Here is a 26,662-nt window from a genome sequence, read left to right on the forward strand (position 1 = left end):
GATGACGATCTTCGGTGCGGGGCTCGACCAGGCGGTCGGCCTGACCGAGACGCTGTTCCACCACGCACGGCTCGCCGACGATCAGGGGCTCGACCTGGTCAGCGTGTCCGACCACCCCTACTTCGGCGACCGCCTCGACGCCTACGCGGCGATCGGCGTGCTGCTCGGCAGGACGAGCCAGGTGTCCGGCCTGGTCAACGTCACCAACGCGATCCGGCAGGCACCCATGCTCGCCCGCACGGTGACCACCCTCTCGGCGATGACGGGCGGCCGGATCGTGCTGGGCATGGGCGCGGGCGGCTCGTGGGAGGACATCGCGCGGCTCGGCGCGCGGCAGCTGAGCCCTGCGGAGGCCGTCCGGGCGTTCGCCGAGTCGATCACCGTCGTGCGGCTGCTGTCCGGCGGCGGCGAGCCGGTGACCTTCGAGGGCGAGTTCCACCGCCTCACGGATCTTGCGCCTGCCGAGACGCCGACCCCGCCGATCTGGACGGGCTCGGTCGGCCCGCGTTCGCTGAAGGTGACCGGCGAGCTGGCCGACGGCTGGATCCCGGGCCACGCGGCCGACTGGCTGAGCACCCGCTACCGGGAGTCCCGCCCGATCGTCGACGAGGCGGCGACGGGAGCCGGACGCACGCCGGAGGACGTGGCCACCATCTACAACCTGCCGGGCCGCATCACGAAGACTCCGCTGAACGAGCCCCGCGTGAACGGACGCTGGGCCGGGGGCGACGTCGGTCAGTGGGTCGAGGAGCTGACCGGCGCGGTGCTGGAGCACAGGGCGGGCGGGTTCATCCTCTTCCCGGCGGACGACGGCACACCCGTGGAGACGGTGCTCGGCAGGTGGGCGCGGGAGATCGCACCGGCCGTGCGGGAGGCGGTTTCGCGGAATCAGCCGCACGATCATCGCGTCACTGGGTAACGTCGGGTGCACGAGTCGTCACCCTGGGGGGATCATGACTACACCGGCACCGGGCTTCGCCGTGGAAGTGGGAGAACTGGAGCGCCACGCGGCGGAGCTGCCACAGGTCGCGGCGGCGATGCGCAAGCCGCTGTCGATCCTGCGGGAGCACACGGCGTCGCCGAGGCCACAGGAGGTGGCGGCGGTGTCGGCGGTGGAACACGAGTACGGCACGTTCACCGAGGACCTCGCGAACCGCCAGAGCAGGGCCGCCGACCTCGTCGACGCCACAGCGTTGGCACTGCACGACATCGCACAGGTGTACCGGCGCGTCGACGGGCAGGGCTGACCCGTGCCGGTCAGCGACGACGACCTGCGGAGCGCGTCCTACGCCCTCGCCCACGCGATGAGGCAGATGCTCGCCGCGGACGGCCTCGACCCCGACATCGTCGGCAACCCGGACCAGACGGACTCCGACGTGTTCGCCCGCTCCCTGGAGATCGACGCCGAGCTGTACATGTCGATGAACCTGGAGCTGCTGAAGGACGAGTACGAGGAGATCCTCGGCGCCGCGGAGACCACCAAGTGGGAGAGCGACCCGAACGGCGTCGTGGAGTTGGCGAGATCCGACATCGGGAGCTGGTGGGTCGGTCCTGCGTCGGACGCGTTCACCACGCAGCTCAACAAGATCGTCCAGTGCATCGACAGCCAGTACGTCTACACCGTGCACGCTGCTACCGCGGTCAGCATGATGTACGCGGTCAACGGGCAGTTCCGCGCCAGTTGCCTCGACCTCATGCAGAAGACCGCACAGCACTGCGACGCCGTGGCCAACGAGCTGGAGAAGCCGCCGCCGGAGTGGTCCGAGGCGGGGATGGGCCTGTTCAAGGCGGCGGTCGATGCCATCAAGAACGTGGACCCGTCGAAGATCAAGGACTGGGCGGTCGACCAGATCTACAGCCAGATCGGCTCTGCGCTGAAGCCTGCCCCGGTCGCGGGCACGGCGGCGATCCCGGTCGTGGACGGCTACGCGGCGGCGCGCGACAGGCTCCTCGCCGCCTACGAGGACAACCTCGACGAAGTCCGCGGCTGGATCAAGAACAGGCGTGACGCTCTCGCCGGTCTCACCGTGGCCATGCCCGACGAGCTTCCGCCGTGCACTGACGTCGACAGCCCTGACTTCCGGTACGACCAGTTCTCCTACTCGCCAGAACCACAGGTCCACGGCCCGGAGGTCGAACGCGAGCGCCAGAAGTACGTCGACGAGAAGCCGAAGCCTGGCGGCATCATCAGCGAACGGCTCGACGGGGAGGGGTGAGTCCGTTGTACCGCCGTGCTTTCTGCGGCTTGGCCGTCATGGCGGCACTGGCCGGGTGCACGGCCACGCCTGCTCCTCCACCCAGGCCGCCAACGAGCAGCCCGACCTCGGAAATGCCGTCCGTGGCGCCCTCGGTGAGCAGGCCGGTCGATCTCGGGCCCTACTACGACCAGCCGTGTTCTCTGCTGAACGCACAACAGCTGACCGAGCTTGGGTTCCCCGCCGACGACCAGATCGAGGACGAGCAGGACGGTGCCCGGGTCTGCGCGTGGTCCCGCGACAACAGCAACACAGATGCGTCGTTCACTCTCCTCTCCATCAGCATCTACACGACCGGAGATCCGCTCGCGGCGGCGTACCAGAAGTTCAACTCCGATCGAGCCGAGGACAAATGGCAGACCATCGCGTTCGGGGAACACACCGTTCGAGGTCTGCCTGCGGTGACACGGGGAGACCGGGACGACGGCTCCCAGTGCGAGGCCACGGTCGGCGCGGGGAACGGGCAGGGCATCGTCATCCTGGGCCATCTCTACACCTACAACGAGAAACCCGAGCTGTGCGACCGACTCGTCACCGCCGCCGAGCTGGTGGTCGACGCGGTTCGAAGGTGAACACCCGGGGTGCGCAACTTGGCCACGCACCCCGGGGAGTCTCCTACACCACCGCGAGTGGCAACGCCGTCGGGATGACCGGGGCGGGGAGGTCGGAGTGCCCTGTCAGGAACGCGTCGACGGCGTGTGCGACCGACCGGCCCTCCGCGATCGCCCACACCACGAGGGAAGCACCCCGGTGGGCATCACCGCAGACGAAGACGCCCTCGGTCGTCGTCTGCCAGTCGGTGCCGCACGACAGGCTGCCTCGACGGGAGAGTTCCAGGCCCAGCCCGTCGAGCAACGGCATGTGCTCGACACCCTCGAAGCCGATCGCCAGCAGCACCATGTCCGCGGGCAGTTCCTCGACGTGGTCGTTCACCGGCACGACCTCGCGGACACCGGTCTCCGGGTCACGACGGACACGGACCTCGCGCAGGCGGATGGCCTTGACGTTCCCGTCGCCGTCGTCCACGAACTCCTCCACCGCCACCGCGAAGCGCCGCTCCCCCGCCTCCTCGTGCGCGGGGTACGTCCGCAGGATCCACGGCCACACCGGCCACGGCGACCGCTCGTCGTCACGGACCGACGGCGGTTGCGGGTACTGGTCGAGCTGCGTCACGGTCTCCGCGCCCTGGCGGCTGGCGGTCCCATAGCAGTCGGCACCGGTGTCGCCGCCGCCGATCACGATCACGTGCTTGCCCGCCGCCGAGATCGGGGACGGGCCGTCGCCCTCGCACTCCTTGTTCGCCGGCACGAGGTGGTCCATCGCCAGGTGCACGCCGTTCAGGTGCCGCCCCGGCACGTCCGGCGCGTCGCGGCCACGCAACGCGCCCACCGCGAGGACCACGGCGTCGAACGAGCTGCGCAGTGTCTCCACCGACAGGTCACCGGGTGACGACCCGCCGACCTCGCAACCCGTCACGAACCGGGTGCCCTCCTCACGCAGCTGCGCGAGGCGCCGGTCGAGGACCTTCTTCTCCATCTTGAACTCGGGAATCCCGTACCGCAGCAACCCGCCGAGACGATCATCCCGCTCGTACACCGTGACCTCGTGGCCCGCGCGGGTCAGCTGCTGTGCCGCCGCGAGGCCCGCCGGACCGGAGCCGACCACCGCCACCCGCTTGCCTGACGACACCGACGCCTGGCGTGGTCGGATCAGGTCCTTCTCCCAGGACGCCGTCGCGATGGCCTCCTCGACCCGCTTGATCGTCACGGGTCCACCCGAGAGCGGGTTGATCGACAGCACGCACGCCGTCTCGCACGGGGCCGGGCACAGCTTCCCCGTGAACTCAGGGAAGTTGTTGGTCGCGTGCAGGCGGTTGCTCGCCGCGGACCAGTCGCCGCCCCGGACGAGGTCGTTCCACTCCGGGATCAGGTTCCCGAGCGGGCAGCCGGCGGAACCCGAGTGACAGAAGGGGATCCCGCAGTCCATGCAGCGGGACGCCTGCGCACGGACCTGCTTCTCGCGTTCCTTCGGGTCCTGGTCGACGTACACCTCGTGCCAGTCGGCAAGCCGGTCCGGTTTGGGACGCTTCGGCGCTTCGGCACGGGAGAACTTCATGAAACCACCGGGATCAGCCACGCGACGCCTCCATGACCGCCTCGTCGATGTCGCGTCCCTCCGCGGCTGCCAGCCGCATGGCCTCGAGGACGCGCTGGTAGTCGCGCGGCATGACCTTCGTGAAGGACGCCGCGCGCCGTGTCCAGTCGCCGAGCAGCGACGCCGCTACCGCCGATCCGGTGTTCCTGTGGTGCGCGGTCACGATCTCCCGCAACCACCGCTGGTCCTCCGCGGTCGGTCGCTGGAGGTCGACCATCGCCTTGTTGACCGTGTTCTCGTTCAGGTCCAGCACATACGCGATGCCGCCGGACATGCCCGCCGCGAGGTTGCGCCCGGTCGGCCCGAGCACCACGGCCCTGCCGCCGGTCATGTACTCGAACGCGTGGTCGCCGACACCCTCGGCCACCGCCACCGCGCCGGAGTTCCGCACGCAGAACCGCTCGCCGACGCGGCCGCGCAGGAAGATCTCCCCGCCGGTCGCGCCGTAGCCGATCACGTTGCCGCCGATCACCTGCTGTTCGGCCGCGAAACGCGACTCGGGGTGCGGTCGCACGATGATCCGCCCGCCGGACAGGCCCTTGCCGACGTAGTCGTTGGCGTCGCCGACGAGGTCCAGCGTGATGCCGGCAGGCAGGAACGCGCCGAGCGACTGACCCGCGGAACCGGTCAGCTCGATGTGGATCGTGTCGTCCGGCAGGCCCTCGCCGCCCCAGCGCCGCGTCACCTCGGCACCCAGCAGCGTGCCGACCGTGCGGTTCACGTTGCGTACCGGCAGCTCCAGCCGCAGCGGGTGCGCGTCCTCCAGCGCCGCCTCGGCCAGCTGGATCAGCGTGCGGTCCAGTGCCTGGTCCAGGCCGTGGTCCTGCGCGCGCACGCGCCGCTTCGCGCCACCGTAGTTCGTCTCCTCCGGTACCGCGAAGATCGGCGTCAGGTCGAGGCCCTGCGCCTTCCAGTGCTCGACCGCGTCGTCGACGTCCAGCAGCTCCGCGTGGCCGATCGCCTCGTCGAGCGTCCGGAAACCGAGCGACGCCAACAGTTCCCGCACCTCGTTCGCGATGAAGTGGAAGAAGTTGACCACGTGCTCGGCCTGCCCGGTGTACCGCTCGCGCAGCTCCGGGTTCTGCGTCGCGACGCCGACCGGACACGTGTCCAGGTGACAGACCCGCATCATCACGCAGCCCGCCACGATCAGCGGTGCGGTCGCGAAGCCGTACTCCTCCGCGCCGAGCAGCGCCGCGACGACCACGTCCCGCCCGGTCTTCATCGCGCCGTCGACCTGCACGGTGATCCGGTCGCGTAAACCGTTGAGCAGCAACGTCTGCTGGGTCTCGGCGAGGCCGATCTCCCACGGCGTGCCCGCGTGCTTGAGCGAGTTCAGCGGCGAGGCACCCGTGCCGCCGTCGTGCCCGGAGATCAGCACGACGTCCGCGTGCGCCTTGGAGACACCAGCCGCGACCGTGCCGACGCCCAGCTCGCTGACCAGCTTCACGTGCACGCGTGCGTGCTCGTTCGCGTTCTTGAGGTCGTGGATCAGCTGCGCGAGGTCCTCGATGGAGTAGATGTCGTGGTGCGGCGGCGGGGAGATCAACCCAACGCCCGCGGTCGAGTGCCGCGTGCGGGCGATCCACGGCCACACCTTGTTCGGCGGCAGCTGGCCGCCCTCGCCGGGCTTCGCGCCCTGCGCCATCTTGATCTGCAGGTCGGACGCGTTCACCAGGTACTCGCTGGTGACGCCGAACCGGCCGCTCGCGATCTGCTTGATCGCCGAGCGCCGCTCGGGGTCGTAGAGCCGGTCGGTGTCCTCGCCGCCCTCGCCGGTGTTGGACCGGCCGCCGATGCGGTTCATCGCGATGGCGAGGGTCTCGTGTGCCTCGGCGCTGATCGACCCGTAGGACATCGCGCCGGTGTTGAAGCGCTTCAGGATCGACTCGACCGGCTCGACCTCGTCCAGCGGGACCGGCGTGCGCTCCTCGCCGCGGAACCGGAACAGCCCGCGCAGCGCGCCGCCCTCCCGGTTGAGCCGCTCGACTTCCTCGACGTACTCCCGGTAGACGTCCTCGCGGCGCGTCCTCGTCGCGTGCTGCAACAGGAACACGGTCTCCGGCGTGAACAGGTGCAGCTCGCCCTCGCGGCGGTAGGCGTACTCGCCACCCACCTCGAGGCGCCGGTGCACGCGGTCGGTCGGGTTCTCCGGGTGCGCGTGGTGGTGCCTCGTCGCGACCTCGGCCGCGATCACGTCGAGGCCGACGCCGCCGAGCTTGCTGCTGGTGCCGGTGAAGTACTCGCCCAGCACGTCGTTGGCGAGCCCGAACGCCTCGAAGACCTGCGCCGCGGTGTAGGCGCCGACCGTCGAGATGCCCATCTTGGACATGATCTTGACGACGCCCTTGACCAGCGCGTTGACGTAGTTGCGGATCGCCGTGCGCGGCTCGATGCCGGTGAGGGTGCCGCGCCGGATCAGGTTCTCGATGGTCTCGAACGCCAGGTACGGGTTGACCGCTGCCGCGCCGTAACCCAGCAGCAGCGACACGTGGTGCACCTCGCGCGCGTCGCCGGTCTCGACGACGAGCGCGACCCGCAGGCGTTCCTTGGTGCGCACCAGGTGGTGGTGCACGGCGGAGACGAGCAGCAGCGACGGGATCGGCGCCATGAGGTGGTCCGCGTCGCGGTCGGAGAGGACCAGCGTGCGGGCACCGGCCGCGATGGCCTCGGACGCGTCGCGCCGCACGCGCTCGATCGCCGACGCGAGTGCCTCGCCGCCACCCTCCACTTCGTACAGACCGGGGATCACCGTGCAGGCGTAGCCCGGCATGTCGCCGTCGTCGTTGACGTGGATGAGCTTGGCCAGCTCGTCGTTGTCGATGACCGGGTAGGGCAGCTGGATGTGCCTGCACGACGCGGGGCCCGGGTCGAGCAGGTTCTGCTCGGGGCCCATGATGCGCTGCACCGAGGTGACGATCTCCTCGCGGATCGCGTCGAGCGGCGGGTTGGTCACCTGTGCGAAGTTCTGCTTGAAGTAGTCGTACAGCAGCCGGGACCGCTTCGACAGCGCGGCGGGCGGGGTGTCGGTGCCCATCGAGCCGATCGGCTCGGCACCGGTCACCGCCATCGGCTGGAGCAGGATCTTCAGCTCCTCCTCGGTGTAGCCGAAGGAGAGCTGGCGCCGCAGCACGGACTCGTTGGTCTGGACCACGTGCTCGCGGTCGGGCAGGTTGTCGACCTTCAGCAGACCGGCGTGCAGCCACTCCCCGTAGGGCAGCTTGGCGGCGAGCGCCGTCTTGATCTCGTCGTCGTCGACGATCTTGCCCGCCCTGGTGTCCACCAGGAACATGCGACCCGGCTGCAGGCGGCCCTTGGCCACGATCTGGTCCGGCGGCACGTCGAGCACGCCGGTCTCGCTCGCGAGCACCACGCGGTCGTCGGCGGTGCGCCACCAGCGGGCCGGGCGCAGGCCGTTGCGGTCGAGCACCGCGCCGACGAGCGTGCCGTCGGAGAAGGTGACGCTCGCCGGGCCGTCCCACGGCTCCATCAGGCTGGAGTGGAACTTGTAGAAGGCGCGCCGCTTCGGGTCCATGGTGGCGTTGTTCTCCCACGCCTCCGGGACCATCATCAGCACGGCGTGCGGGAGGCTGCGGCCGCCGAGGTGCAGCAGCTCGAGCACCTCGTCGAAGGACGCGGAGTCCGAGCCCTCCGGGTCGCAGATCGGGTACAGGCGGGAGAGGTCGCCGGGGATGAGGTCGCTCGCCAGGAGCGCCTCGCGGGCACGCATGCGGTTGCGGTTGCCCCGGATCGTGTTGATCTCGCCGTTGTGCGCGACGAAGCGGAACGGGTGCGCGAGCGGCCACGACGGGAAGGTGTTCGTCGAGAACCGGCTGTGCACCAGTGCGATCGCGCTCTCGAGCCGCTCGTCGGTGAGGTCGGAGAAGAACTGCGGCAGCTGCGCGGTGGTCAGCATCCCCTTGTACACCAACGTCCGCGCGGACAGCGACGGGAAGTACACGCCGCAGCCGGAGGCCACGCTCTCGTGCTCGACGCGCTTGCGCAGGCAGAACACGAGCCGGTCCAGGGCCACCCCCGCGGACCTGCTGCCGTCCCCGTCGGCGGGCGCCGCGACGAACGGCATGGCGAAGTGCGGCATGACCGACGACGCTGTCGGTCCGACGTCCGCCGCCTCCGGGTTGACCGGCACGTCCCGCCAGCCGAGGACCTCGAGCCCTTCCTCCTTGGCGATGCGCTCGACCAGCGTGACGGCTGTGGCACGCCGGTCGAGATCCTGGGGCAGGAAGGCCATGCCTGCCGCGTACGCGTGCGCACCGTCCTCTGTGGGCGCCGGGAGGTCGAAGTCGACCTCGGCGCGGAAGAGCTCGTCGGGGAGCTGGAGCAGGATGCCGGCACCGTCGCCGCTCGTGGGCTCGGCACCCGCCGCGCCGCGGTGCTCGAGGTTGGCCAGCGCCACCAGCGCGTCGGTCACGATGCCATGTGACCGGCGCCCCCGGATGTCGGCGACCATGGCCACGCCACACGCGTCACGCTCGGTGGTGGGATCGTAGAGACCCTGTGCGGTGGGTATGGCGGAGTAGATCACGCGTCGACCTCCCTCGTCGTCCTCGCGCTCAACCTGGAAGCTGGGCGCGGGACGCCGGTGGCCCGCATGTTGACGCGAGCTTAACAGTCCCGAAACCCAGGAGCCATGCGTCAAAGGGCGGATTTCCGCGATCGATGTAACGTTTTGGATGATCCGCGCGATAAGCCGCCCTCGCCCTGGTGGGGCTTGACAGGAGCAGGCACCGCCTGGACACGGTAGTCGACGGTTGCCCGAATGTGAGGTCGGTGAAACGTCCCGCTCCAGGGCCAGGACAGCGTCACACGAGGGCGCCCCGGACCGCCAGAGCCGACGGCCCATGTCACACAGATCGGATCGATGACGAATGGGACAGCGGACGGGTTGACAACAGCTCCGTGAGAGCGCTTCCATGGCAAGCGCAAACTATTGCGGCCTTAGTGCGGCACTCGGAACCCTGCCCGAGCGTGACAAGGAGGTCACACGCATGCCAACCACCCGCATGTACAGACGGAGGCTCGCCGTCGGCGCGGCTGTCGTCCTGGCGCTCGCTCCCCTTTCCTACCAGGCACAGGCGTCCGTCCCGCCACCCGACTCCGGGTGGACACAGGTCTGGGCCGACGACTTCACCGGCAACGCCAACACGCTGCCGTCGTCGTCCAACTGGATCATCGACACCGGCCACGCCTACCCGGGCGGCCCCGGCAACTGGGGCACCGGTGAGATCCAGAACTACACCAACAGCACCAGCAACCTCAGCCTCGACGGCGGCGGCAACCTGCGCATCACCCCGATCAAGGACGGTTCCGGCAACTGGACCTCCGGCCGGATCGAGACCCAGCGCAGCGACTTCCGGCCGCCATCGGGTGGCGTGCTGCGGCTCGAGGGCCGCATCCAGATGCCGAACGTCACGGGCAACGCCGCACTCGGCTACTGGCCTGCGTTCTGGGCCCTCGGCGCGCCCTACCGGGGCAACTACTGGAACTGGCCGGCCATCGGCGAGTTCGACATCATGGAGAACGTCAACGGGATCAACTCCGTGTGGGGCGTGCTCCACTGTGGAGTGAACCCCGGCGGGCCCTGCAACGAGACGAACGGGCTCGGCGCCAGCCGTGCGTGCCCCAGCTCGTCGTGCCAGTCGGCCTTCCACACCTACCGGTTCGAGTGGGACCAGAGCGTCTCGCCCAACCAGCTGCGGTGGTACGTCGACGGCCAGCAGTTCCACTCGGTCACCCAGTCCCAGATCGGGAACGACGCGTGGAGCCAGATGACCGCGAACGGCTACTTCATCCTGCTGAACGTGGCGATGGGCGGCGCGTTCCCCAACGGCGTCGCGGGCTTCGGCACGCCGACGGGTGACACCGTGTCCGGCCGGTCCATGCTCGTGGACTACGTGGCCGCGTGGACCCGGGGCGGCTCCGGTGGCGGCGGGGGCGGGGGCGGCGGCTCCGCCTACAACCAGATCCAGGCGGAGGCGTTCCAGTCGCAGTCGGGTACCCAGGTCGGCGCCGCGTCGAGCGCGACCGGCGGCCAGTACGTCGGCTGGGCCGCGAACGGCGACTGGCTCCAGTTCAACAACATCGACTTCGGCTCCAGCGCGGCACGGCAGTTCACCGCACGGGTCGCCTCCGGCGCGGGCTCGGGCATCAGCGGCCTGGTCGAGGTGCGACTGGACAGCAGGTCGAACTCGCCGATCGGCAGCTTCTCGGTCGGCAACACCGGGGGCTGGGAGAGCTGGCGGAGCATCCCCGCCAACATCTCCGGCGTCACCGGGACCCACACCGTGTACGTGACGTTCACGAGCGGCCAGTCAGCCGACTTCGTGAACATCGACTGGTTGACCTTCGGCCGGTAGTACACCCGAGAACGGCGGTCCTGCGAACCCGTACAGGCCACGTGGAGCACAAGGACCGCTGATCGCCGGCCTCTCGCGCCTGTCCCTGCGCGGGAGGCCGGCACTTTTGTTGTCGCCCGCAACATTCCGGTCACGACGCCTTGACACGCGCCAACTCAGCCGCGATTCTTTCGCCTACCCATGAGAGCGCTCTCACGCACAGACCACAGCGACGTGGCCGACAGGCCGCGCAGGAGGCCCAGTAATGCGTAACTCAGGGATCGTCGCGGGGCTCGCCGCGACCGCCCTCGTCCTCACGGCCTGCGGCTCGGGCGGTGACTCGGGCTCCGACGGCGTGACCACGCTGACGATCAACGTGTTCGGCGACAGCTTCTCGTTGCCGGATAACCGTTCCCTGTACGACGAGTACGAGAAGGCCCACAAGGACGTCAAGATCGTCGAGAACAGGAGCGACTTCGGCAACCACCACCAGAACCTGCAGGCCCGGCTGACCGCGGGCTCCGGCGCGGCGGACCTCGAGGTGATCGAGGTCGGCCAGGTGTCCGGCTTCGTCGGCCAGTCGGACAAGTTCGTGAACTTCAGGGACAGGGACGTCGACACCGCGCAGTGGACCGAGTCCACCGTGCAGCGGGCGTCCACTCCGGACGGTGGCACGCTCATCGGCCTGCCGACGGACATCGGCGGCCTCGCCATGTGCTACCGCACGGACCTGTTCGCACAGGCCGGCCTGCCCACGAACCGGGACGAGGTCTCGGCGCTGTGGTCGACGTGGGACTCCTACGTCGAGGTCGGCAACCAGTTCCGCGGCAAGGTGCCGAACGTCAGGTGGTTCGACGCGGGTGGCCACGTGTTCACCGGCATCCTCGGCAACGAGGAGGAGACGTACTACAACGCCAAGGGCGACCTGGTCGTCGAGAAGAACGCGGCCGTGAAGGACGCGTGGGACCTGACGGTCAAGGCCATCAAGGCCGGTCAGTCCGCCGGGCTCGCGGAGTTCAGCACCGAGTGGAACACCGGCTTCCAGCAGGGCCAGTTCGCGACGATCACCTGCCCCGCCTGGATGATGGGCTACATCCAGGGCAACGCCCCCGACACCAAGGGCAAGTGGGACATCGCGAAGATCCCCGGCGGGTCCGGCAACTGGGGCGGCTCGTACGTGACCGTCCCCTCGCAGGGCAAGCACATCGACGCGGCCGTCGAGCTGGCGAAGTGGCTGACCGCGCCGGAGCAGAACATCGAGCTGTTCAAGGCGATCGGCAACTTCCCGAGCCAGGAGTCGACCTGGAGCCGGCCGGAGATCGCGGACTTCACCTCGGAGTTCTTCTCGAACGCACCGGCGGGCAGGATCTTCCCCGAGTCGCTGGAGAACGCGCCGAAGCAGGTGTACGGCCCGCAGAGCGGCGTCATCGGCAACACGTTCGCGGGCGCGTTGAACAGCGTCGAGCAGGGCACCGACCCCGACAAGGCGTGGGACTCGGCGATGAACGACATCGAGGCCGCCGCGGGTGAAGGGTGACGGTCCAGCTCGACGACCGCGGGGCGCCGGCCGACTCCGGCCGGCGCCCGGCGCCACCGTCTCGCAGGCGGGCCTGGCGGTCTGTGTTGTACCGCCTCGACGTCAAGGGCTCGCCCTACCTCTACGTGTTCCCGTTCTTCGGGTTGTTCGCGGTGTTCGGCCTGTTCCCGCTGGTGTACACGGCCGTGATCTCGACGACCGCGTGGAGCCCGCGCAGGCCCGGCAGCGAGGACGTCTCCGTCGGGCTGGACAACTACGGGAAGCTGTTCGCCGACGAGAACTTCCACAACGCGCTGATCAACACGTTCGGCATCGGGATCGTGTCGACAGTGCCGCAGCTGTTGCTGGCACTGGGAATCGCGCACCTGCTGAACTACAAGCTGCGCGGCAGGCTCTTCCTGCGGATGGGCGTGCTCGTCCCGTACATCACGTCGGTGGCGGCGGTAGCGCTGATCTTCAACCAGATCTTCGCGCGGGACTTCGGGCTGCTGAACTGGATCCTCCAGCCGTTCACGGAGAACCCGGTCGACTGGCGTGCCGAGAAGTGGGCGTCCTGGCTCGCGGTGTCCGCGATGGTGACGTGGCACTGGACCGGCTACAACGCGCTCATCTATCTGGCCGCGATGCAGACGATCCCCTACGAGCTGTACGAGTCCGCCTCGATCGACGGCGCGAGCCGCAGGCAGCAGTTCTGGCACATCACGATCCCGAGCCTGCGGCCCACGATCATCTTCACGGTCATCGTGTCGACGATCGGCGCGCTGCAGCTGTTCGCGGAGCCGTTCCTGTTCGACACCACCCGCAACAACAACGGTGGCTCGGACCGGCAGTTCCAGACCGTGGTCCTCTACCTGTACCAACAGTTCTGGACCAACGGCCGTTACGGCTACGGCGCCGCGATCGCGTGGACGCTGTTCGTGGTGACGGTGGTGGTCGCACTGGTGAACTTCCTGCTGGCGCGCCGGATCCGATCGGCGGACGACTGACATGGCGACCCACACGACGCCACGGCGCCAACGCAGGGCACCTGACGAGGGCCGTTGGGGCACCTACGCGATCCTGTTCGCGATCATCGTCTTCTCGGTCTTCCCGCTGTACTGGTCGATCGTGGTGTCCTCGCGCGACCAGTCCGCGATCGGCAGCTACCCGCCGCCGCTCGTGCCGGGCGGTTCGCTGTGGGACAACCTGTCCACGGCGTTCGAACAGGGCAACTTCGGGCTGGCGCTGACGAACTCGGTCGTCGTGGCGGGCACGGTCACGATCGCGGTCGTGTTCACCTCGACGCTCGCGGGTTTCGCGTTCGCCAAGCTGACCTTCCGGGGCAGGGGCGGTCTGTTCGGCGCCGTGGTCGCGACGATGCTGGTGCCGACACAGCTCTCGATCATCCCGCTGTACATCATGGTGACTCAGTGGTTCGGCTGGTCCAACGACCTGCGTGGCGTGATCGTGCCCGCACTGGTGAGCGCGTTCGGCGTGTTCTTCATGCGCCAGTACCTGTCCTCGGCCATGCCGACCGAGCTGCTCGAGGCGGGCCGCGTCGACGGCGCGTCCACGTTGCGGATCTACTGGAACGTCGTGCTGCCGATCGCCAGGCCGGGGGCGGCCGTGCTGGCGCTGCTGACGTTCATCACGTACTGGAACGACCTGTTCTGGCCGCTGATCCTGCTCAACACGCAGAACCCGACGGTGCAGGTGGCGATCGCGAACACGGCGAGCGGCATCGAGGTCGACTACTCGCTCGTGCTCGGCGGCACGGTGATCGCGACCTTCCCGATGCTGATCGTGTTCCTGTTGCTGGGCCGTCAGATCATCGGCGGGATCATGCAGGGGGCGGTGAAGGGGTGAACCACACGACACGCGGTTGCCTGTGGGGCTCGCCGACGGCCGCCTACCAGAAGGACCTCGACCTGCCGGAGTACCGGTTCTCGGTGTCGTGGCCGCGGCTCCAGCCGGACGGCAGGGGGCAGGCCGACACCGAGGGCCTCGACCACTACGAACGCCTCGTGGACGAGCTGCTGGCACACGGCATGACGCCGGTGCCGACACTGCACGACGGGGACCTGCCGCAGGAGCTGGAGGACTCCGGCGGCTGGGCAGCGCGGGACACCGCCGTCCGTTTCGCGGAGTATGCCGGGCTGGTCGGGATGCGTCTCGGCGACCGGGTCCCGTACTGGACCACGCTGAACGAACCGTGGTGTGCGGCCTTCCGAGGGGAAGCGTCCACCCCGGCGCACGCGTTGCGGGCCGCGCACCACCTGCTGCTGGCGCACGGGCTCGGCACGCTGGCGTTGCGTTCGGTCCTGCCCGTCACCGCACAGGTCTCGATCACGCTGAACCTGGCCGCCGTGCTGCCCGCGGCGACGTCGTCGGCCGCGACCAGCGCGGTCCGGCGGATCGACGGCCTGGCCAACCGGCTGTTCCTGGACCCGCTGTTCGTGGGCCACTACCCGGCGGACGTGCGGCAGGACACGTCGCGGGTGACCGACTGGTCGTTCGTGTGGCCGGACGACCTGTCGGTCATCTCGACCCCGATCGACCTGCTGGGCATCAACTACTACTCCCCGAACCTGGTGGACGTCGGCCCCTCCGAGCGCGGCCCGTCACCGTGGCCTGCGTGCGAGAACGTCCGGTTCGTCCCTCCTCCCGACCCCACGACGGCGATGGGCCGGTCGATCGACACGCAGGGGCTGCGCAACGTGGTACACCGGGTGCACGACCAGTACCGTCCGATCCCGCTGGTGGTCACCGAGAACGGCGCCGCCTCCGAGGCCGCCGGGTGTCTGCGTGATCATCTGGAGGTCGTGCGCGAGGCGATCTCCGCAGGCGTGGACCTTCGGGGATACTTCGTGTGGTCGCTCTTGGACGACTACCGACAGGTGATTCGAACGAACGGCTTGGAATGAAACCGACACTGGACACGGTCGCCGCGGAGGCGGGGGTGTCCCGCGCGACGGTGTCCCGGGTGATCAACGGCTCACCGAGGGTGTCCCCCGAGGTCAAGACCGCGGTGCAGGCGGCCATCGCCGCGCTGGGCTACGTCCCGAACCGGGCGGCCCGCAGTCTCGCGATGCGCCGCACCGACTCGATCGCCCTGGTCATGCGTGAACCGGACGCCACGGTGCTGAACGACCCGTACCTCGGCAACATCATCATCGCCACGAGCCAGACGCTGATCGACACCGGCGTGCAGCTTGTGCTGGTGAACGCCCAGAACACGGCGGAACACGCCCAGCTCGCCGACTACGTCCGAAGTGGACACGTCGACGGCGTCCTGCTGGCGTCCATGCACGACGACGACCCGCTGCCCCGCCTGTTGCTCGAGGCGGGCATCCCGACCGTGGTCGGCGGCCGACCGTCCCGCCCGCTACCCGGCCTGTCCTATGTGGACTGCGACAACGAGGGTGGTGCCCAGCTGGCGGCCGAACGCCTCCTGTCGGCCGGCCGCCGCCGGGTGGCGACGATCGCCGGGCCCCAGGACATGACGGCGGGCATCGACCGCCTGGCGGGCTACCGCAACGCGCTGACGGGTGCGGGCCGCAAGGCCGACCGGGTGGCCCACGGCGACTTCACCAGGGAGTCGGGCCAGCAGGCGATGGCCGAGCTGCTGACCCGCTACCCCGACGTGGACGCCGTCTTCGCGGCGAACGACATGATGGCCGCCGGCGCGATCCGCGTACTGCGCGACGCGGGCCGCAAGGTCCCGACGGACGTGTCGGTGGTCGGGTTCGACGACATCGAGCTGGCCCGCCACACGGAACCACCCCTGACCACGATCCACCAGCCGATCGTCGACCAGGCCCGCACGATGACCGAGCTGCTCCTGACCCAGATAGGCGGCGACCCGGTCGCGGATCCGGTGGTCCTCCCGACTGTCCTCGTGGAACGCGAGTCCGCGTAGCGCCGCGCCGGCGGTCCCTGTCTTGCGTCGATCGAGGGACGTGACGGTGGCGGCGCGGAACCGCCTGCGTTCCCGGCAGGCAGGGCCCGCTGTGTGGGTGCCGGGCGCTGCGCGCCCGACACCCGCGAGATGCGCGATTCCGGGTAGGCCGACCCCGAGACCCTCACTGGACGCGCCCCGAACGTTACGAAGGCGTCCTTCAGTACGCCGGGCGTCACGAAGGCGCCCTTCAGTACACCGGACGTCACGAAGGCGCCCTTCAGTGCAGTCAGCCTGAAGCCACCGCGAGTCTTCCGCAGCCCGGCCTTCTCCGGGGCGACGGTCATCGCGGTGGCCGCACTGACGGGCGCACGGAAGCCACCCATGCCTGGGTGGGGATGCTGACCTTCGTCACGGGCCAGGACCGGCTCCGCGCGCTGCGCCTCGAGCTGGACCTCGGCATCGGGAAGGCGGAACTGCTGGTCAAGCTCGCGCAGGCGCCGATGACACTGCGCGAGATCGCGCACGTCGCCGAGGTCGACTCCTCCGCGGCCACCGTCGCGGTCGACCGGCTCGAACGACGTGGTCTCGTCGAGCGGCGAGCGCACCCCGACGACAAGCGCCGCAGGCTCGTCCACCTCACCGACGCCGGAGAGCGGGCCGCCGCGACCGCCCGGCACATCCTCACCGACCCGCCACCGGCACTCGCCGCGCTCGGCGCCGACGACCTGGCGGCCCTCACACGCATCTTCGCCACCCTCAACTCCGCGCCGCCACCCTGACGGTCCGCCGTACCGTCGGCGCCGGATGTCCGGCACGGGTGATAGCGTCGGTCCGCTGGTCAGCATGTTGACCGGCGACGCGACGGTGGTAGCGAAGTCCGGTGCGATTCCGGCGCTGTCCCGCAACTGTCATAGCCAGGTCGCCTCCCCGCGCGTCGACGCCAACCGCCCCCGGTGCAGGGATGCGGCGTCCTCGGGCACGGGAGGCCCGGGCCGCGCCCCGCGTGCCGGACCGACGACTCGAGGAAGCCGTTGTCCCCCACCTCAAGGCGCCTCGCCGCCCTGACCGTCGCCTGCGCGCTGTTGGCCGCGGGCTGCGCGAACCGCGAACAGGCAGCCACCGACCAGTCACCCGCCTCCTCCGAGGCGCCGACCCCGGCGTTCCCCGTCACCATCACACCGGCCACCGGTGACCCGGTCACGATCGAGCGGCAGCCCGAGCGCATCGTGTCGCTGTCGGCGAGCAACACCGAGACGCTGTACGCGGTCGGCGCAGGCAAGCAGGTCACGGCCGTCGACGACCAGTCCGACTACCCCGCCGACGCGCCGAAGACCGACCTGTCCGGCCTCACCCCGAACGTCGAGGCCATCTCGGGCTACAAGCCGGACCTGGTGGTGGTCTCCGACGACGTCGACAACCTCGTCGAGTCGATGGCCGCGGTCAGGGTGCCGATCCTGGTCGTGCCCGCCGCGGCCACCCTCGACGACGTCTACGCCGGGATGGAACTGATCGGCCGGGCCACCGGCCACTCCGACGAGGCCGCGGACCTGGTGGACCGGACGAAGGCGGGCCTGGACAAGGTCGTCGCCGACACCCCGAAGCCGTCGAAGCCGCTGACCTACTACCACGAGCTGGACACGACCCTCTACAGCGCGACGTCCAAGACGTTCATCGGGCAGATCTACGGCCTGTTCGGACTGGAGAACATCGCCGACCCGGCCGACAAGGACGGCGGCGGCTACCCACAGCTGTCCAACGAGGCGATCCTGTCCGCCAACCCGGACCTGATCTTCCTCGCGGACGTCCAGTGCTGCGCGCAGAACGCCACGACGGTCGCCGCCCGTCCCGGGTGGAGCACGCTGACGGCCGTGAAGGACGGCAACGTCGTCGAGCTCGACGACGACCTGGCCTCCCGCTGGGGTCCGCGCATCGTCGACCTGGCCGAGTCCATCGCGGACGCGGTGGAGAAGGCCGGCAAGAGCTGACCGGGCGGAAGAGCGCGGGCGTCGCGACCGAACCCGGTCGCGACGCCGGCCGCCCCGACGCGGCGGGCGGCAGGCTGCGCCCCACGAGGCTGCGACCGTGGGTGCTGGGTCTCGCGGTGCTGCTGCTTCTCGTCGTGGCCTCGGTCTCCGCCCTGCTCGGGGCCGCGAACCTCGGCTGGACGCGGGTCGTCTCGGAGGTGTGGGCGCAGCTCACCGGCGGCACCTCGCCGCTCTCGGCCACCGAGGCGGCGATCGTCTGGGAGGTCCGGGTCCCCCGGGTCGTGCTGGCCGGGCTCGTCGGGGCGGCGCTCGCCGTGTCCGGCGCCGCGTTCCAGGGCGTGTTCCGCAACCCGCTCGCCGACCCCTACCTGCTCGGGGCAGCGGCAGGTGCGGGCATGGCCGCCACCATCGTGGTCGTGGCCGCACCGCAGACGACGGGCTGGGTGGTCGGGCCGCTGCCGCTCGCCGCGTTCGCGGGCGCCATCGGGGGCGTGTCGCTCACGTGGCTGCTCGGCCGGTCGGCGGGCGGCGGGACCGCGGTCCTGCTGCTCGCGGGCGTGGCCGTCGCCTCGTTCCTCACGGCGGTGCAGACCTTCGCCCAGCAGCTCAACACCGACACCATCAAGCAGGTCTACAGCTGGATGCTCGGCGGCCTCAACACGACCGGCTGGAGCGAGGTCCTCGTGACACTCCCCTACGTCGGCACGGCGGCGGTCGTCCTGTGTGTCTGCGCGCGGCTGCTGGACGTGCTGGCCGTGGGCGACGACGAGGCCGCGTCGCTGGGGATCAACCCGGCGCGGGTGCGGATGGTCGTGCTGCTGGCCGCGTCGCTCGCCACCGCGGCCGCGGTCGCCGTCAGCGGGCTGATCGGGTTCGTGGGGATCGTGGTGCCGCACGTGGTCCGCCTGCTCGCCGGCGCCAGCTACCGGGTCGTGGTGCCGCTGTCGCTGGTCGGCGGCGCCGTCTTCCTGATCGTCGCCGACCACATAGCGCGCACCGCGTTCGCGCCTGCCGAGCTGCCCATCGGGATCATCACCGCCTTCACCGGCGCGCCGTTCTTCCTGCTGGTGCTGCGGATGAACCGGGGTCAGCTGCGGTGACCGCCCTGGACCTCCGCGACGTCCGCGCCCGCTACGGCGCACGTGTGGTCGCCGACCACGTGTCGGTCTCGGTCGAGCCGGGTGGCTGGCTCGCCGTCATCGGGCCCAACGGGGCGGGGAAGTCGTCGCTCCTGAAGGCCGTGGTCGGCGTCGTGGACCACGACGGGGACATCCTGCTCGACGGCGTCTCCCTGTCGTCGCTCACCCACCGCCAGCGCGCAAGGGCCGTCGCCTACGCGCCGCAGACCCCGCAGCTGCCCGACCGGCTCACGGTCACCGACTACGCGCTGCTCGGCCGCACCCCGCACCTGTCGCCCCTGGCCAGGGAACGCAGACAGGACCTGGCCGTCGTGTCCACCGTGCTCGACCGGCTCGACCTCGGCGACCTCGCGAACCGCGCACTCCAGACGCTCTCGGGCGGGGAGCGTCAACGGGCGGTGCTCGCGCGGGTGCTGGCCCAGGAGTCCGGGCTGCTGCTGCTCGACGAGCCGACCACGGGCCTGGACATCGGGCACGCGCAGGCACTGCTCGACCTCGTCGACCGCCTGCGGCGCGAGGAGGGCGCCACGGTCGTCACCACCCTGCACGACCTGACCCTCTCGGCGCAGTACGCCTCGCAGCTCCTGTTGCTGGACAACGGGAAGGTAGTCGCACAGGGCACGCCGGCCGAGGTGCTCACCCGGGGAAACATCGAGCGCCACTACAGCGCGACCGTCGAGATCCTGCACACCACGCACGGCGACATCGTCGTGGCGCCGGCCAGGCCCCAACCGCACTGAAGGACGCCTTCCTAACACTGGGCGCACTGAAGGACGCCTTCCTGACGCCTGACGATACGAAGGACGCCTTCAGTGCGGTCGCGGGCTGGACGCAGAACTAGAACGTGTTACAGTTCTGCGATGATCCTTGATCGGTTCCTGGTGACGGATCGGGTAGCGGTGGTGACCGGCGCGGGGCGTGGGATCGGGGCCGCCACCGCGGTCGCGCTCGCCGAGGCCGGTGCCGACGTGGTCATCGCGGCACGGACGGCAGGCGACCTCGAGAAGGTCGCGAAGCGGGTCGAGGACGCAGGGCGGCGCGCACGGGTGGTCGCCACCGACCTGTCCGATGTGGACGCTGCGGCCGGGCTTGCCGCGATCGCGAAGGACACGTTCGGGCGACTGGACATCGTGGTCAACAACGTCGGCGGCACCTATCCCCGCCCGTTCCTGGACACGGAGACGGGCTTCCTGGAGGCGGCGTTCCACTTCAACGTCTCCACCGCGCACGCGCTCACCAGGGCGGCGGTCCCGCTCATGACCGACGGCACGGTCGTCAACATCTCGTCGATCATGGGTCGCGTCGCGGGCCGCGGCTACCTCGCCTACGGCACGGCCAAGGCGGCGCTCGCGCACTACACCGAGCTGGCCGCGTACGACCTCGCGCCACGCATCCGCGTCAACGCCATCGCGGTCGGTTCCGTCGCCACGTCAGCGCTGGACATCGTGCTCACCAACGAGGAGCTGCGCCAGCGCATGTCGAAGGCCACACCACTCGGCACGATCGGCGCGGCGGAGGACATCGCCGCGACCGTGTTGTTCCTCGCCTCCCCCGCCGGGGCCTACATCACTGGCAAGATCCTGGAGGTGGACGGCGGACTGCAGCAACCCAACCTCGAACTGGGGCTACCGGATCTATGAAGGTCGTACAGTGGAGCACCGGAAACGTCGGCAGGCACGCGCTGGCGGGCATCATCGCGCACCCGGAACTGGAGCTCGCGGGCGTCTGGGTGTCCACAAAGGAGAAGGTCGGCAGAGATGCCGGTGAGCTGGCCGACCTCGACGAAACTGGCGTGACGGCAACCGACGACGCCGACACACTCCTGGCCGCGAGACCGGCCTGCGTCGTCTACACCGCGATGGCCGACGACCGGCTCCCCGAGGCCATCGCCGACCTGACACGCATCCTGCGAGCGGGTGTCAACGTCGTCGCGAGCGGCCCGGTGTTCCTGCAGTACCCGCACGGCGTGGTCCCAGCGGACCTCGTCGCACCGATCCACGCCGCCGCGATCGAGGGCGGCGCGTCGCTGTGGGTCAACGGCATCGACCCGGGCTTCGCGAACGACTGGCTGCCGCTCGTGCTCACGTCGGTGTGCCAACGCATCGACCAGGTGCGGTGCCTGGAAATCCTGGACTACTCGACGTACGACAACGCGAAGGTCCTCTTCGACATCATGGGCTTCGGCCGCCCTCTGGACGACACGCCGATCCTGCTGCAGCCGGGCGTGCTGTCACTGGCGTGGGGCAGCGTGGTGCGACAGCTGGCCGCCGGCCTCGGCGTGACGCTGGAACGGGTGGAGGACGAGGCGGTTCGGCTGCCGGCGCCGCACCGGATCGAGCTGCCGTCGGGTGTCGTCGAGGAGGGCATGACAGCGGCGCTGAGGTTCGAGGTGCGCGGCATCGCGGGCGGGCGGCCGGTTTTCGTGCTGGAGCACGTCACACGTCTGCACCCGGACCTCGGCCCGGACTGGCCCACGATGCCCGGCCAGGGCGGCTACCGCGTGGAGGTGACCGGCGAGCCGAACTACCGGCTGGACCTGAGCATCACCGGTTCCGACGGCGACCACAACACGGGTGGCCTCAAGGCCACGGCCATGCGACTGGTCAACGCCGTACCCGCGGTGGTGGCGGCCGCACCCGGCCTGCTGACCGCCCTCGACCTACCCCTGATCACCGGCCGAGGCCTGGTTTCCCGCTAACGCCCCACCCGCCCGCACTGAAGGACGCCTTCGTAACGGTGGCCGTCAGGAAGGCGTCCTTCGTAACGCTGGCCGTACCGATGGCGTCCTTCAGTGCAGTGGGCCTACCCTCCTCGGCGCCGCGCACGCCGATCGCACCGGACGCGCCGAAAGCGCCCTCCAGCCCAGCAGGCCGCGCTCTCCTCGATACCGGGCCATTCTGATCGCGCTCAAGTGCGCCCAGCGCGCCGAAGCCGCGCAGTCACACTGAACCCGCCCCAAACGCACTGAAGGCGTCCTTCGTAACGCTCAGCGTTACGAAGGACGCCTTCAGTGCACTGGCGGTGGCTCACTTGCTGTCGGTCGAGGCCCTCTCGTCGGTGGCGTCGACCGCTGGCGCCGGCGCGTCGTCGGGCTTCGCATCGGTGCTCGCGGTGGCCTTGGCGTCGGGCTTCGCGGCAGGCTTCGTCGTGGTCTTCGCGCTGGCCTTTGGTGTGGCCTTCGCGGCGGCCTTGGCCGCGGGCTTCGCGGCCGCTTTCGCCTCCGGCTTGGTGTCCGGCTCGGCGACCTTCGTGGGTCCGTCGGCCGTCACGGGCTTGTCGGCCTTCGCGGGCTCGGCCTTCGCGGGCTCGGCGGGCTCGGCGTCGTCCTTCGCGTCGGTCTCCGCGTCGGGTTTCGCGTCGGGCTTGGCGTCGGGGTCCTCGGCTTCGTCCGAGTCCTTGTCGGCCTTCGACTCGACGTCGTCATCGTCGTCATCGTCCGGCTCGGGCTTGTCGTCTGCGGTGTCCGGCGGGGGTGCGTCCTTGCCGCGCAACAGTTCCGGGTCCTCGCGTTCGCCCCTCGACCTGGCGAGGAAGAAGTACGCCGCCGCCCCGAGGAACACCAGGATCGACACCCACACGTTGATCCGCACGCCCGCGATGTGCGTGGCCTCGTCGGTGCGCATCAGCTCGATCCACGTCCGCCCGAGTGTGTAACCCATGACGTACACGGCGAACGCTCGCCCATGCCCCAGCCGCAGCTTGCGGTCCAGATACACGACCAACGCGGCGATCAGCAGGTTCCAGATCAGCTCGTACAGGAACGTCGGATGAACCGGGCTGCCGTCGATCGGGATGTGGTTGATCGCGACGCCGTTGAGGTTGTCCTGCGCACCCTGCTCGTTCACCCGCCGGTACAGCTCCAGGCCCCACGGCAGGTCCGTCGGCGCGCCGTACAGCTCCTGGTTGAAGTAGTTGCCGACGCGGCCGATGGCCTGGGCGGTCACGATGCCCGGCGCGATGGCGTCGGCGTACGCGGGCAGCGGCACGCCCTTGACGCGGCAACCGATGTACGCACCGACGGCACCCAGCGCGATGGCACCCCAGATGCCGAGACCACCGTCCCAGATGCGCAACGCGTCGAGGGGGTGCTTGCCCTCCCCGAAGTAACGCTGCCAGTCGGTGGCCACGTGGTACAGGCGCCCACCGACCAGGCCGAACGGCACCGCGAACACCGCGATGTCGATCACCGTGCCTGCGGTGCCGCCGCGGGCGACCCACCGCCGCTCGCCCCACCAGATCGCCAGGATGATGCCGGCGATGATGCAGAGCGCGTACGCGCGGATCGGAATGGGCCCGATCTCCCACACGCCACGGTCAGGGCTCGGAATGGTAGCCAGGAAGACGCTTGACGCCGCAGTCACGCGCGTCACCGTAACGGGCGACTCCTGTCACGGAAAAAGCAGGTCCCGGGAAAGCCGTCGACTGAATGCATACGGCCCTGATCGGCCGTATGCAACCGGTCACGCGCTGTGCTTCCATTGCGGGTGCTGAGCGTGACCGAGAGGAGCCACTTTGCGTAACAAGGAGTACTAGCGGGCAACGAGCGGGCGGCGGACGCCTTCGGCCAGTTCCGCCGCCAGCGTCTGCACTCCGGTCACGCCCTCGGCGGCCCTCGACACGAAGGCCGAACCCACGATGACCGCGTCCGCGAAGCCGGCCACCTCGGCAGCCTGCTCCCCCGACCGCACCCCGAGCCCGACCCCGACCGGCAGCGACGTGTGCGTGCGCGCCCTGGCCACGAGACCGGCCGCGTCGGCACCGACCGCGTCGCGGGCGCCGGTCACGCCCATGACCGCCGTCGCGTACAGGAAGCCCGTGGTCGCGGCCGTCGTCGAGGCGATGCGCTCCTCGGTCGAGGAGGGCGCGACCAGGAAGATCCGGTCGAGGCCGTGTGCGTCCGAGGCCGCGATCCAGTCCTCCGCCTCGTCCGGGATCAGGTCCGGGGTGATGATCCCCAGCCCACCGGCGGCCGCGAGGTCGCGGGCGAAGCGGTCGACGCCGTAGTGGAACACCGGGTTCCAGTACGTCATGACCACGGCCCTGCCACCGGCCGCCGACACCCGCTCCACGACGGTGAACACGTCCCGCAGCCGGAAGCCGGCCGACAGGGCGGTGTTCGCGGCGGCCTGGATCACCGGGCCGTCGATCACCGGGTCGGAGTACGGCACGCCGACCTCGAGCAGGTCACAGCCTGCGTCGACCATGCCGTTGAACAGCTCCACCGAGGCGTCCACGGTCGGGTAGCCCGCCGGGAGGTAACCCACCAGGGCGGCACGGCCCTCGCCACGGGTCTTCTCGAAGATCGGTGCCACGCTCATGAGTCGAACCCGAAGTAGGAAGCGGCGGTGTCCATGTCCTTGTCCCCTCGCCCCGAGAGGCACACCACGATCAGCCCGTCCGGACCCAGCTCCCTGCCCAGCTCGAGCGTGCCGGCCAGCGCGTGCGAGGACTCGATGGCCGGGATGATGCCCTCGGTGCGCGACAGCAGCCGGAACGCGTCCATGGCCTCGGCGTCGGTGACCGAGCGGTACTCGGCGCGGCCGGTGTCCTTGAGCCACGCGTGCTCGGGGCCGACGCCCGGGTAGTCCAGGCCCGCGGAGATCGAGTACGCCTCGACGGTCTGGCCGTCCTCGTCCTGCAGCAGGTAGGACATGGCGCCGTGCAGCATGCCGGGCGAGCCCTCGCTGAGCGTGGCACCGTGCTCGCCGGAGTCGATGCCGTGGCCGCCGGGCTCGAAGCCGACCAGCCGCACGGCCGGGTCGTCGATGAAGCCGTGGAACATGCCGATGGCGTTGGAGCCGCCGCCGACACACGCGGTGACGGCGTCGGGTAGCCTGCCGGCCTTCTCCAGGACCTGCTCGCGGGCCTCCTGGCCGATGACCTTGTGGAAGTTGCGCACCATCATCGGGAACGGGTGGCCACCGGCCGCCGTGCCCAGCAGGTAGTGCGTGGTGTCGACGTTCGCGACCCAGTCACGCAGCGCCTCGTTGATGGCGTCCTTCAGGGTGCGCGAGCCGGTGGTCACCGGGATGACCTCGGCGCCGAGCAGCCGCATGCGGGCCACGTTGAGTGCCTGGCGCTGGGTGTCGACCTCGCCCATGTAGACCACGCAGTCGAGACCCATGAGCGCGCACGCGGTGGCCGTCGCGACGCCGTGCTGGCCCGCGCCGGTCTCGGCGATGACGCGCTTCTTGCCCATCCGTTTGGTGAGCAGCGCCTGGCCCAGCACGTTGTTGATCTTGTGGGAGCCGGTGTGGTTGAGGTCCTCGCGCTTGAGGAAGATCCGCGCGCCGCCCGCGTGCTCCGCGAAGCGCGGCGCCTCGGTGAGCAGCGAGGGGCGACCCGCGTAGTCCTTGAGCAGGCGGTTCAGCTCGTCGACGAAGTCGGGGTCCTGGCGCGCCTTGTCGTAGGTCGTCGCCAGCTCGTCCATGGCCGCGATCAGGGCCTCGGGCAGGAACCGGCCGCCGTACGGGCCGAAGTGACCACGCTCGTCCGGGTCGTGCTCGTCGTGGTCGTGGGGCTGCTTGTCGGTCACGGACTCGGTCACCGACTGGGCCTCGGGCACGCCGGGTGCGAACCGGCGGTGACCAGCTGGACCAGCGCCGCCTTCGGGTCGGGCGCGGCGACCAGGCTCTCGCCGACGAGCACGGCGTCGGCACCGGCGCCCGCGTGCGTCATCAGGTCACCCGGCCCACGAATCCCGGACTCGGCGATCTTCACCGTCTCGAACGGCAGACCCGGCGCGAGGCGACCGAACACCTCGCGGTCGACCTCGAGGGTGTGCAGGTCACGCGCGTTGATGCCGACCACGGAGGCACCGGCCTCCAGCGCGCGGTCGCACTCCTCGGAGTTGTGCACCTCGACCAGCGCGGTCATGCCCAGCGACTCGACCCGGTCGAGCAGCGAGATCAACGCGTTCTGCTCCAGCGCGGCGACGATCAGCAGCACGATGTCCGCGCCGTGCATCCTCGCCTCGTGCACCTGGTAGGGCGACACGACGAAGTCCTTGCGCAGCAACGGCACGTCGACCACGGCACGCACCGCGTCGAAGTCCTCGAGCGAGCCGCCGAAGCGGCGCTGCTCGGTGAGCACGCTGATGACCCGCGCGCCGGCGGCGGCGTAGTCCTTGGCCAGTGTCGCCGGGTCCGAGATCTGCGCGAGGTCGCCCTTGGACGGACTCCTGCGCTTGATCTCCGCGATGACGCTGATGTCGGCACCGCGCAGCGCCGAGACGGCGTCACGCGGCGCGGGCGCCTTGGTCGCTCGCTCCTTGACGACCTCGAACGGCAGCTCCGCCTCACGGACCGCTAAGTCGGCGCGGACACCTTCGATGATCGACTCGAGGACACTCACTGG

General features: G+C 70.0%; 21 protein-coding genes and 1 pseudogene. 16 read left to right on the forward strand and 6 right to left on the reverse strand.

Translation table 11 applies throughout. The annotated features are described in order from the left end of the window. Position 1 precedes the first annotated feature (1 nt). From CLV71_RS28035 to CLV71_RS28050, 4 genes are read left to right on the forward strand one after another with little or no spacing between them, the layout of a single operon-like run. Positions 2-919, forward strand: coding sequence for an LLM class flavin-dependent oxidoreductase (locus CLV71_RS28035; RefSeq protein ID WP_133905861.1), 918 nt, complete (start codon positions 2-4; stop codon positions 917-919). Between the two features lie 34 nt (positions 920-953). Then, entirely contained in the window at positions 954-1,247 is a 294-nt protein-coding gene (locus CLV71_RS28040) for a hypothetical protein (RefSeq protein ID WP_133905862.1), read from the forward strand. Positions 1,248-1,250: 3 nt separating this feature from the next. Continuing rightward, positions 1,251-2,216 (forward strand): hypothetical protein, encoded by a 966-nt coding sequence (locus CLV71_RS28045; protein WP_133905863.1) that lies wholly within the window; start codon positions 1,251-1,253, stop codon positions 2,214-2,216. Between the two features lie 38 nt (positions 2,217-2,254). After that, a complete protein-coding gene (locus CLV71_RS28050) occupies positions 2,255-2,827 on the forward strand; it encodes a DUF3558 domain-containing protein (protein WP_243866767.1) in 573 nt (190 codons plus the stop codon). 43 nt (positions 2,828-2,870) lie between these two features. Here CLV71_RS28050 and CLV71_RS28055 read toward each other — a convergent pair whose 3' ends face one another. Together CLV71_RS28055 and gltB are read right to left on the reverse strand one after the other, a co-directional pair. Beyond that, positions 2,871-4,391 (reverse strand): glutamate synthase subunit beta, encoded by a 1,521-nt coding sequence (locus CLV71_RS28055; protein WP_133905865.1) that lies wholly within the window; start codon positions 4,389-4,391, stop codon positions 2,871-2,873. Next, a complete protein-coding gene (gltB, locus tag CLV71_RS28060; protein ID WP_133905866.1) occupies positions 4,384-8,955 on the reverse strand; it encodes a glutamate synthase large subunit in 4,572 nt (1,523 codons plus the stop codon). Before gltB ends, CLV71_RS28055 begins: the two co-directional genes overlap by 8 nt. A 463-nt stretch (positions 8,956-9,418) precedes the next feature. Between gltB and CLV71_RS28065 the strand changes: the two genes are divergently transcribed. From CLV71_RS28065 to CLV71_RS28120, 12 genes are all read left to right on the forward strand, one after another. Continuing rightward, positions 9,419-10,786: a carbohydrate-binding protein gene (locus CLV71_RS28065; RefSeq protein ID WP_133905867.1), complete on the forward strand. Its 1,368-nt coding sequence runs from the start codon at positions 9,419-9,421 to the stop codon at positions 10,784-10,786. Between the two features lie 244 nt (positions 10,787-11,030). Further along, entirely contained in the window at positions 11,031-12,302 is a 1,272-nt protein-coding gene (locus tag CLV71_RS28070) for an ABC transporter substrate-binding protein (RefSeq protein WP_133905868.1), read from the forward strand. Then, positions 12,299-13,288: a carbohydrate ABC transporter permease gene (locus CLV71_RS28075; RefSeq protein ID WP_133905869.1), complete on the forward strand. Its 990-nt coding sequence runs from the start codon at positions 12,299-12,301 to the stop codon at positions 13,286-13,288. Before CLV71_RS28070 ends, CLV71_RS28075 begins: the two co-directional genes overlap by 4 nt. Before the next feature lies 1 nt (position 13,289). Continuing rightward, entirely contained in the window at positions 13,290-14,147 is an 858-nt protein-coding gene (locus CLV71_RS28080; protein ID WP_133905870.1) for a carbohydrate ABC transporter permease, read from the forward strand. Beyond that, entirely contained in the window at positions 14,144-15,205 is a 1,062-nt protein-coding gene (locus CLV71_RS28085) for a glycoside hydrolase family 1 protein (protein ID WP_133905871.1), read from the forward strand. The genes CLV71_RS28080 and CLV71_RS28085 overlap by 4 nt, the downstream gene beginning before the upstream one ends. Next, on the forward strand, positions 15,202-16,200 hold the full coding sequence (locus CLV71_RS28090; RefSeq protein WP_133905872.1) for a LacI family DNA-binding transcriptional regulator: 999 nt from the start codon (positions 15,202-15,204) through the stop codon (positions 16,198-16,200). Before CLV71_RS28085 ends, CLV71_RS28090 begins: the two co-directional genes overlap by 4 nt. 377 nt (positions 16,201-16,577) lie before the next feature. Next, a complete protein-coding gene (locus CLV71_RS28095; protein WP_243866768.1) occupies positions 16,578-16,961 on the forward strand; it encodes a MarR family transcriptional regulator in 384 nt (127 codons plus the stop codon). Between the two features lie 252 nt (positions 16,962-17,213). After that, positions 17,214-18,167 (forward strand): ABC transporter substrate-binding protein, encoded by a 954-nt coding sequence (locus tag CLV71_RS28100; protein WP_133905874.1) that lies wholly within the window; start codon positions 17,214-17,216, stop codon positions 18,165-18,167. Positions 18,168-18,268: 101 nt separating this feature from the next. Beyond that, positions 18,269-19,267 (forward strand): FecCD family ABC transporter permease, encoded by a 999-nt coding sequence (locus CLV71_RS28105; RefSeq protein WP_424923911.1) that lies wholly within the window; start codon positions 18,269-18,271, stop codon positions 19,265-19,267. After that, entirely contained in the window at positions 19,264-20,046 is a 783-nt protein-coding gene (locus CLV71_RS28110; protein ID WP_133905875.1) for an ABC transporter ATP-binding protein, read from the forward strand. The genes CLV71_RS28105 and CLV71_RS28110 overlap by 4 nt, the downstream gene beginning before the upstream one ends. 120 nt (positions 20,047-20,166) lie before the next feature. Next, positions 20,167-20,946: an SDR family oxidoreductase gene (locus CLV71_RS28115; protein ID WP_133905876.1), complete on the forward strand. Its 780-nt coding sequence runs from the start codon at positions 20,167-20,169 to the stop codon at positions 20,944-20,946. Further along, the gene (locus CLV71_RS28120; protein ID WP_133905877.1) at positions 20,943-22,004 is read left to right on the forward strand and encodes an NAD(P)H-dependent amine dehydrogenase family protein; all 1,062 of its coding nucleotides are present in this window, start codon (positions 20,943-20,945) and stop codon (positions 22,002-22,004) included. The genes CLV71_RS28115 and CLV71_RS28120 overlap by 4 nt, the downstream gene beginning before the upstream one ends. 574 nt (positions 22,005-22,578) lie before the next feature. On the opposite strand, the pseudogene lgt reads toward CLV71_RS28120, so the two are convergent. From lgt to trpC, 4 genes and pseudogenes are all read right to left on the reverse strand, one after another. Further along, positions 22,579-23,667: pseudogene (lgt, locus tag CLV71_RS28125) on the reverse strand (prolipoprotein diacylglyceryl transferase); the annotation flags it as partial. A gap of 168 nt (positions 23,668-23,835) precedes the next feature. Continuing rightward, positions 23,836-24,624, reverse strand: coding sequence for a tryptophan synthase subunit alpha (trpA, locus tag CLV71_RS28130; RefSeq protein ID WP_133905879.1), 789 nt, complete (start codon positions 24,622-24,624; stop codon positions 23,836-23,838). Then, positions 24,621-25,853 carry a tryptophan synthase subunit beta gene (gene trpB, locus CLV71_RS28135; RefSeq protein ID WP_243866746.1) on the reverse strand — a complete coding sequence of 411 codons (1,233 nt, stop codon included), beginning with the start codon at positions 25,851-25,853 and terminating at the stop codon, positions 24,621-24,623. Before trpB ends, trpA begins: the two co-directional genes overlap by 4 nt. Beyond that, the gene (trpC, locus tag CLV71_RS28140; RefSeq protein ID WP_133905881.1) at positions 25,850-26,659 is read right to left on the reverse strand and encodes an indole-3-glycerol phosphate synthase TrpC; all 810 of its coding nucleotides are present in this window, start codon (positions 26,657-26,659) and stop codon (positions 25,850-25,852) included. The genes trpB and trpC overlap by 4 nt, the downstream gene beginning before the upstream one ends. Positions 26,660-26,662 lie beyond the last annotated feature (3 nt).

The organism is Actinophytocola oryzae (assembly GCF_004364325.1).
In the GTDB taxonomy this organism is placed as follows: domain Bacteria; phylum Actinomycetota; class Actinomycetes; order Mycobacteriales; family Pseudonocardiaceae; genus Actinophytocola; species Actinophytocola oryzae.

Excerpts from the sequence above, each read along its gene's own strand:
- CLV71_RS28035 (WP_133905861.1), top strand. The coding sequence starts at position 2 with ATGACGATCTTCGGTGCGGGGCTCGACCAGGCGGTCGGCCTGACCGAG.
- CLV71_RS28040 (WP_133905862.1), top strand. The coding sequence starts at position 954 with ATGACTACACCGGCACCGGGCTTCGCCGTGGAAGTGGGAGAACTGGAG.
- CLV71_RS28050 (WP_243866767.1), top strand. The coding sequence starts at position 2,255 with ATGGCGGCACTGGCCGGGTGCACGGCCACGCCTGCTCCTCCACCCAGG.
- CLV71_RS28065 (WP_133905867.1), top strand. The coding sequence starts at position 9,419 with ATGCCAACCACCCGCATGTACAGACGGAGGCTCGCCGTCGGCGCGGCT.
- CLV71_RS28070 (WP_133905868.1), top strand. The coding sequence starts at position 11,031 with ATGCGTAACTCAGGGATCGTCGCGGGGCTCGCCGCGACCGCCCTCGTC.
- CLV71_RS28080 (WP_133905870.1), top strand. The coding sequence starts at position 13,290 with ATGGCGACCCACACGACGCCACGGCGCCAACGCAGGGCACCTGACGAG.
- CLV71_RS28090 (WP_133905872.1), top strand. The coding sequence starts at position 15,202 with ATGAAACCGACACTGGACACGGTCGCCGCGGAGGCGGGGGTGTCCCGC.
- CLV71_RS28095 (WP_243866768.1), top strand. The coding sequence starts at position 16,578 with ATGCTGACCTTCGTCACGGGCCAGGACCGGCTCCGCGCGCTGCGCCTC.
- CLV71_RS28115 (WP_133905876.1), top strand. The coding sequence starts at position 20,167 with ATGATCCTTGATCGGTTCCTGGTGACGGATCGGGTAGCGGTGGTGACC.
- CLV71_RS28120 (WP_133905877.1), top strand. The coding sequence starts at position 20,943 with ATGAAGGTCGTACAGTGGAGCACCGGAAACGTCGGCAGGCACGCGCTG.
- trpA (WP_133905879.1), bottom strand. The coding sequence starts at position 24,624 with ATGAGCGTGGCACCGATCTTCGAGAAGACCCGTGGCGAGGGCCGTGCC.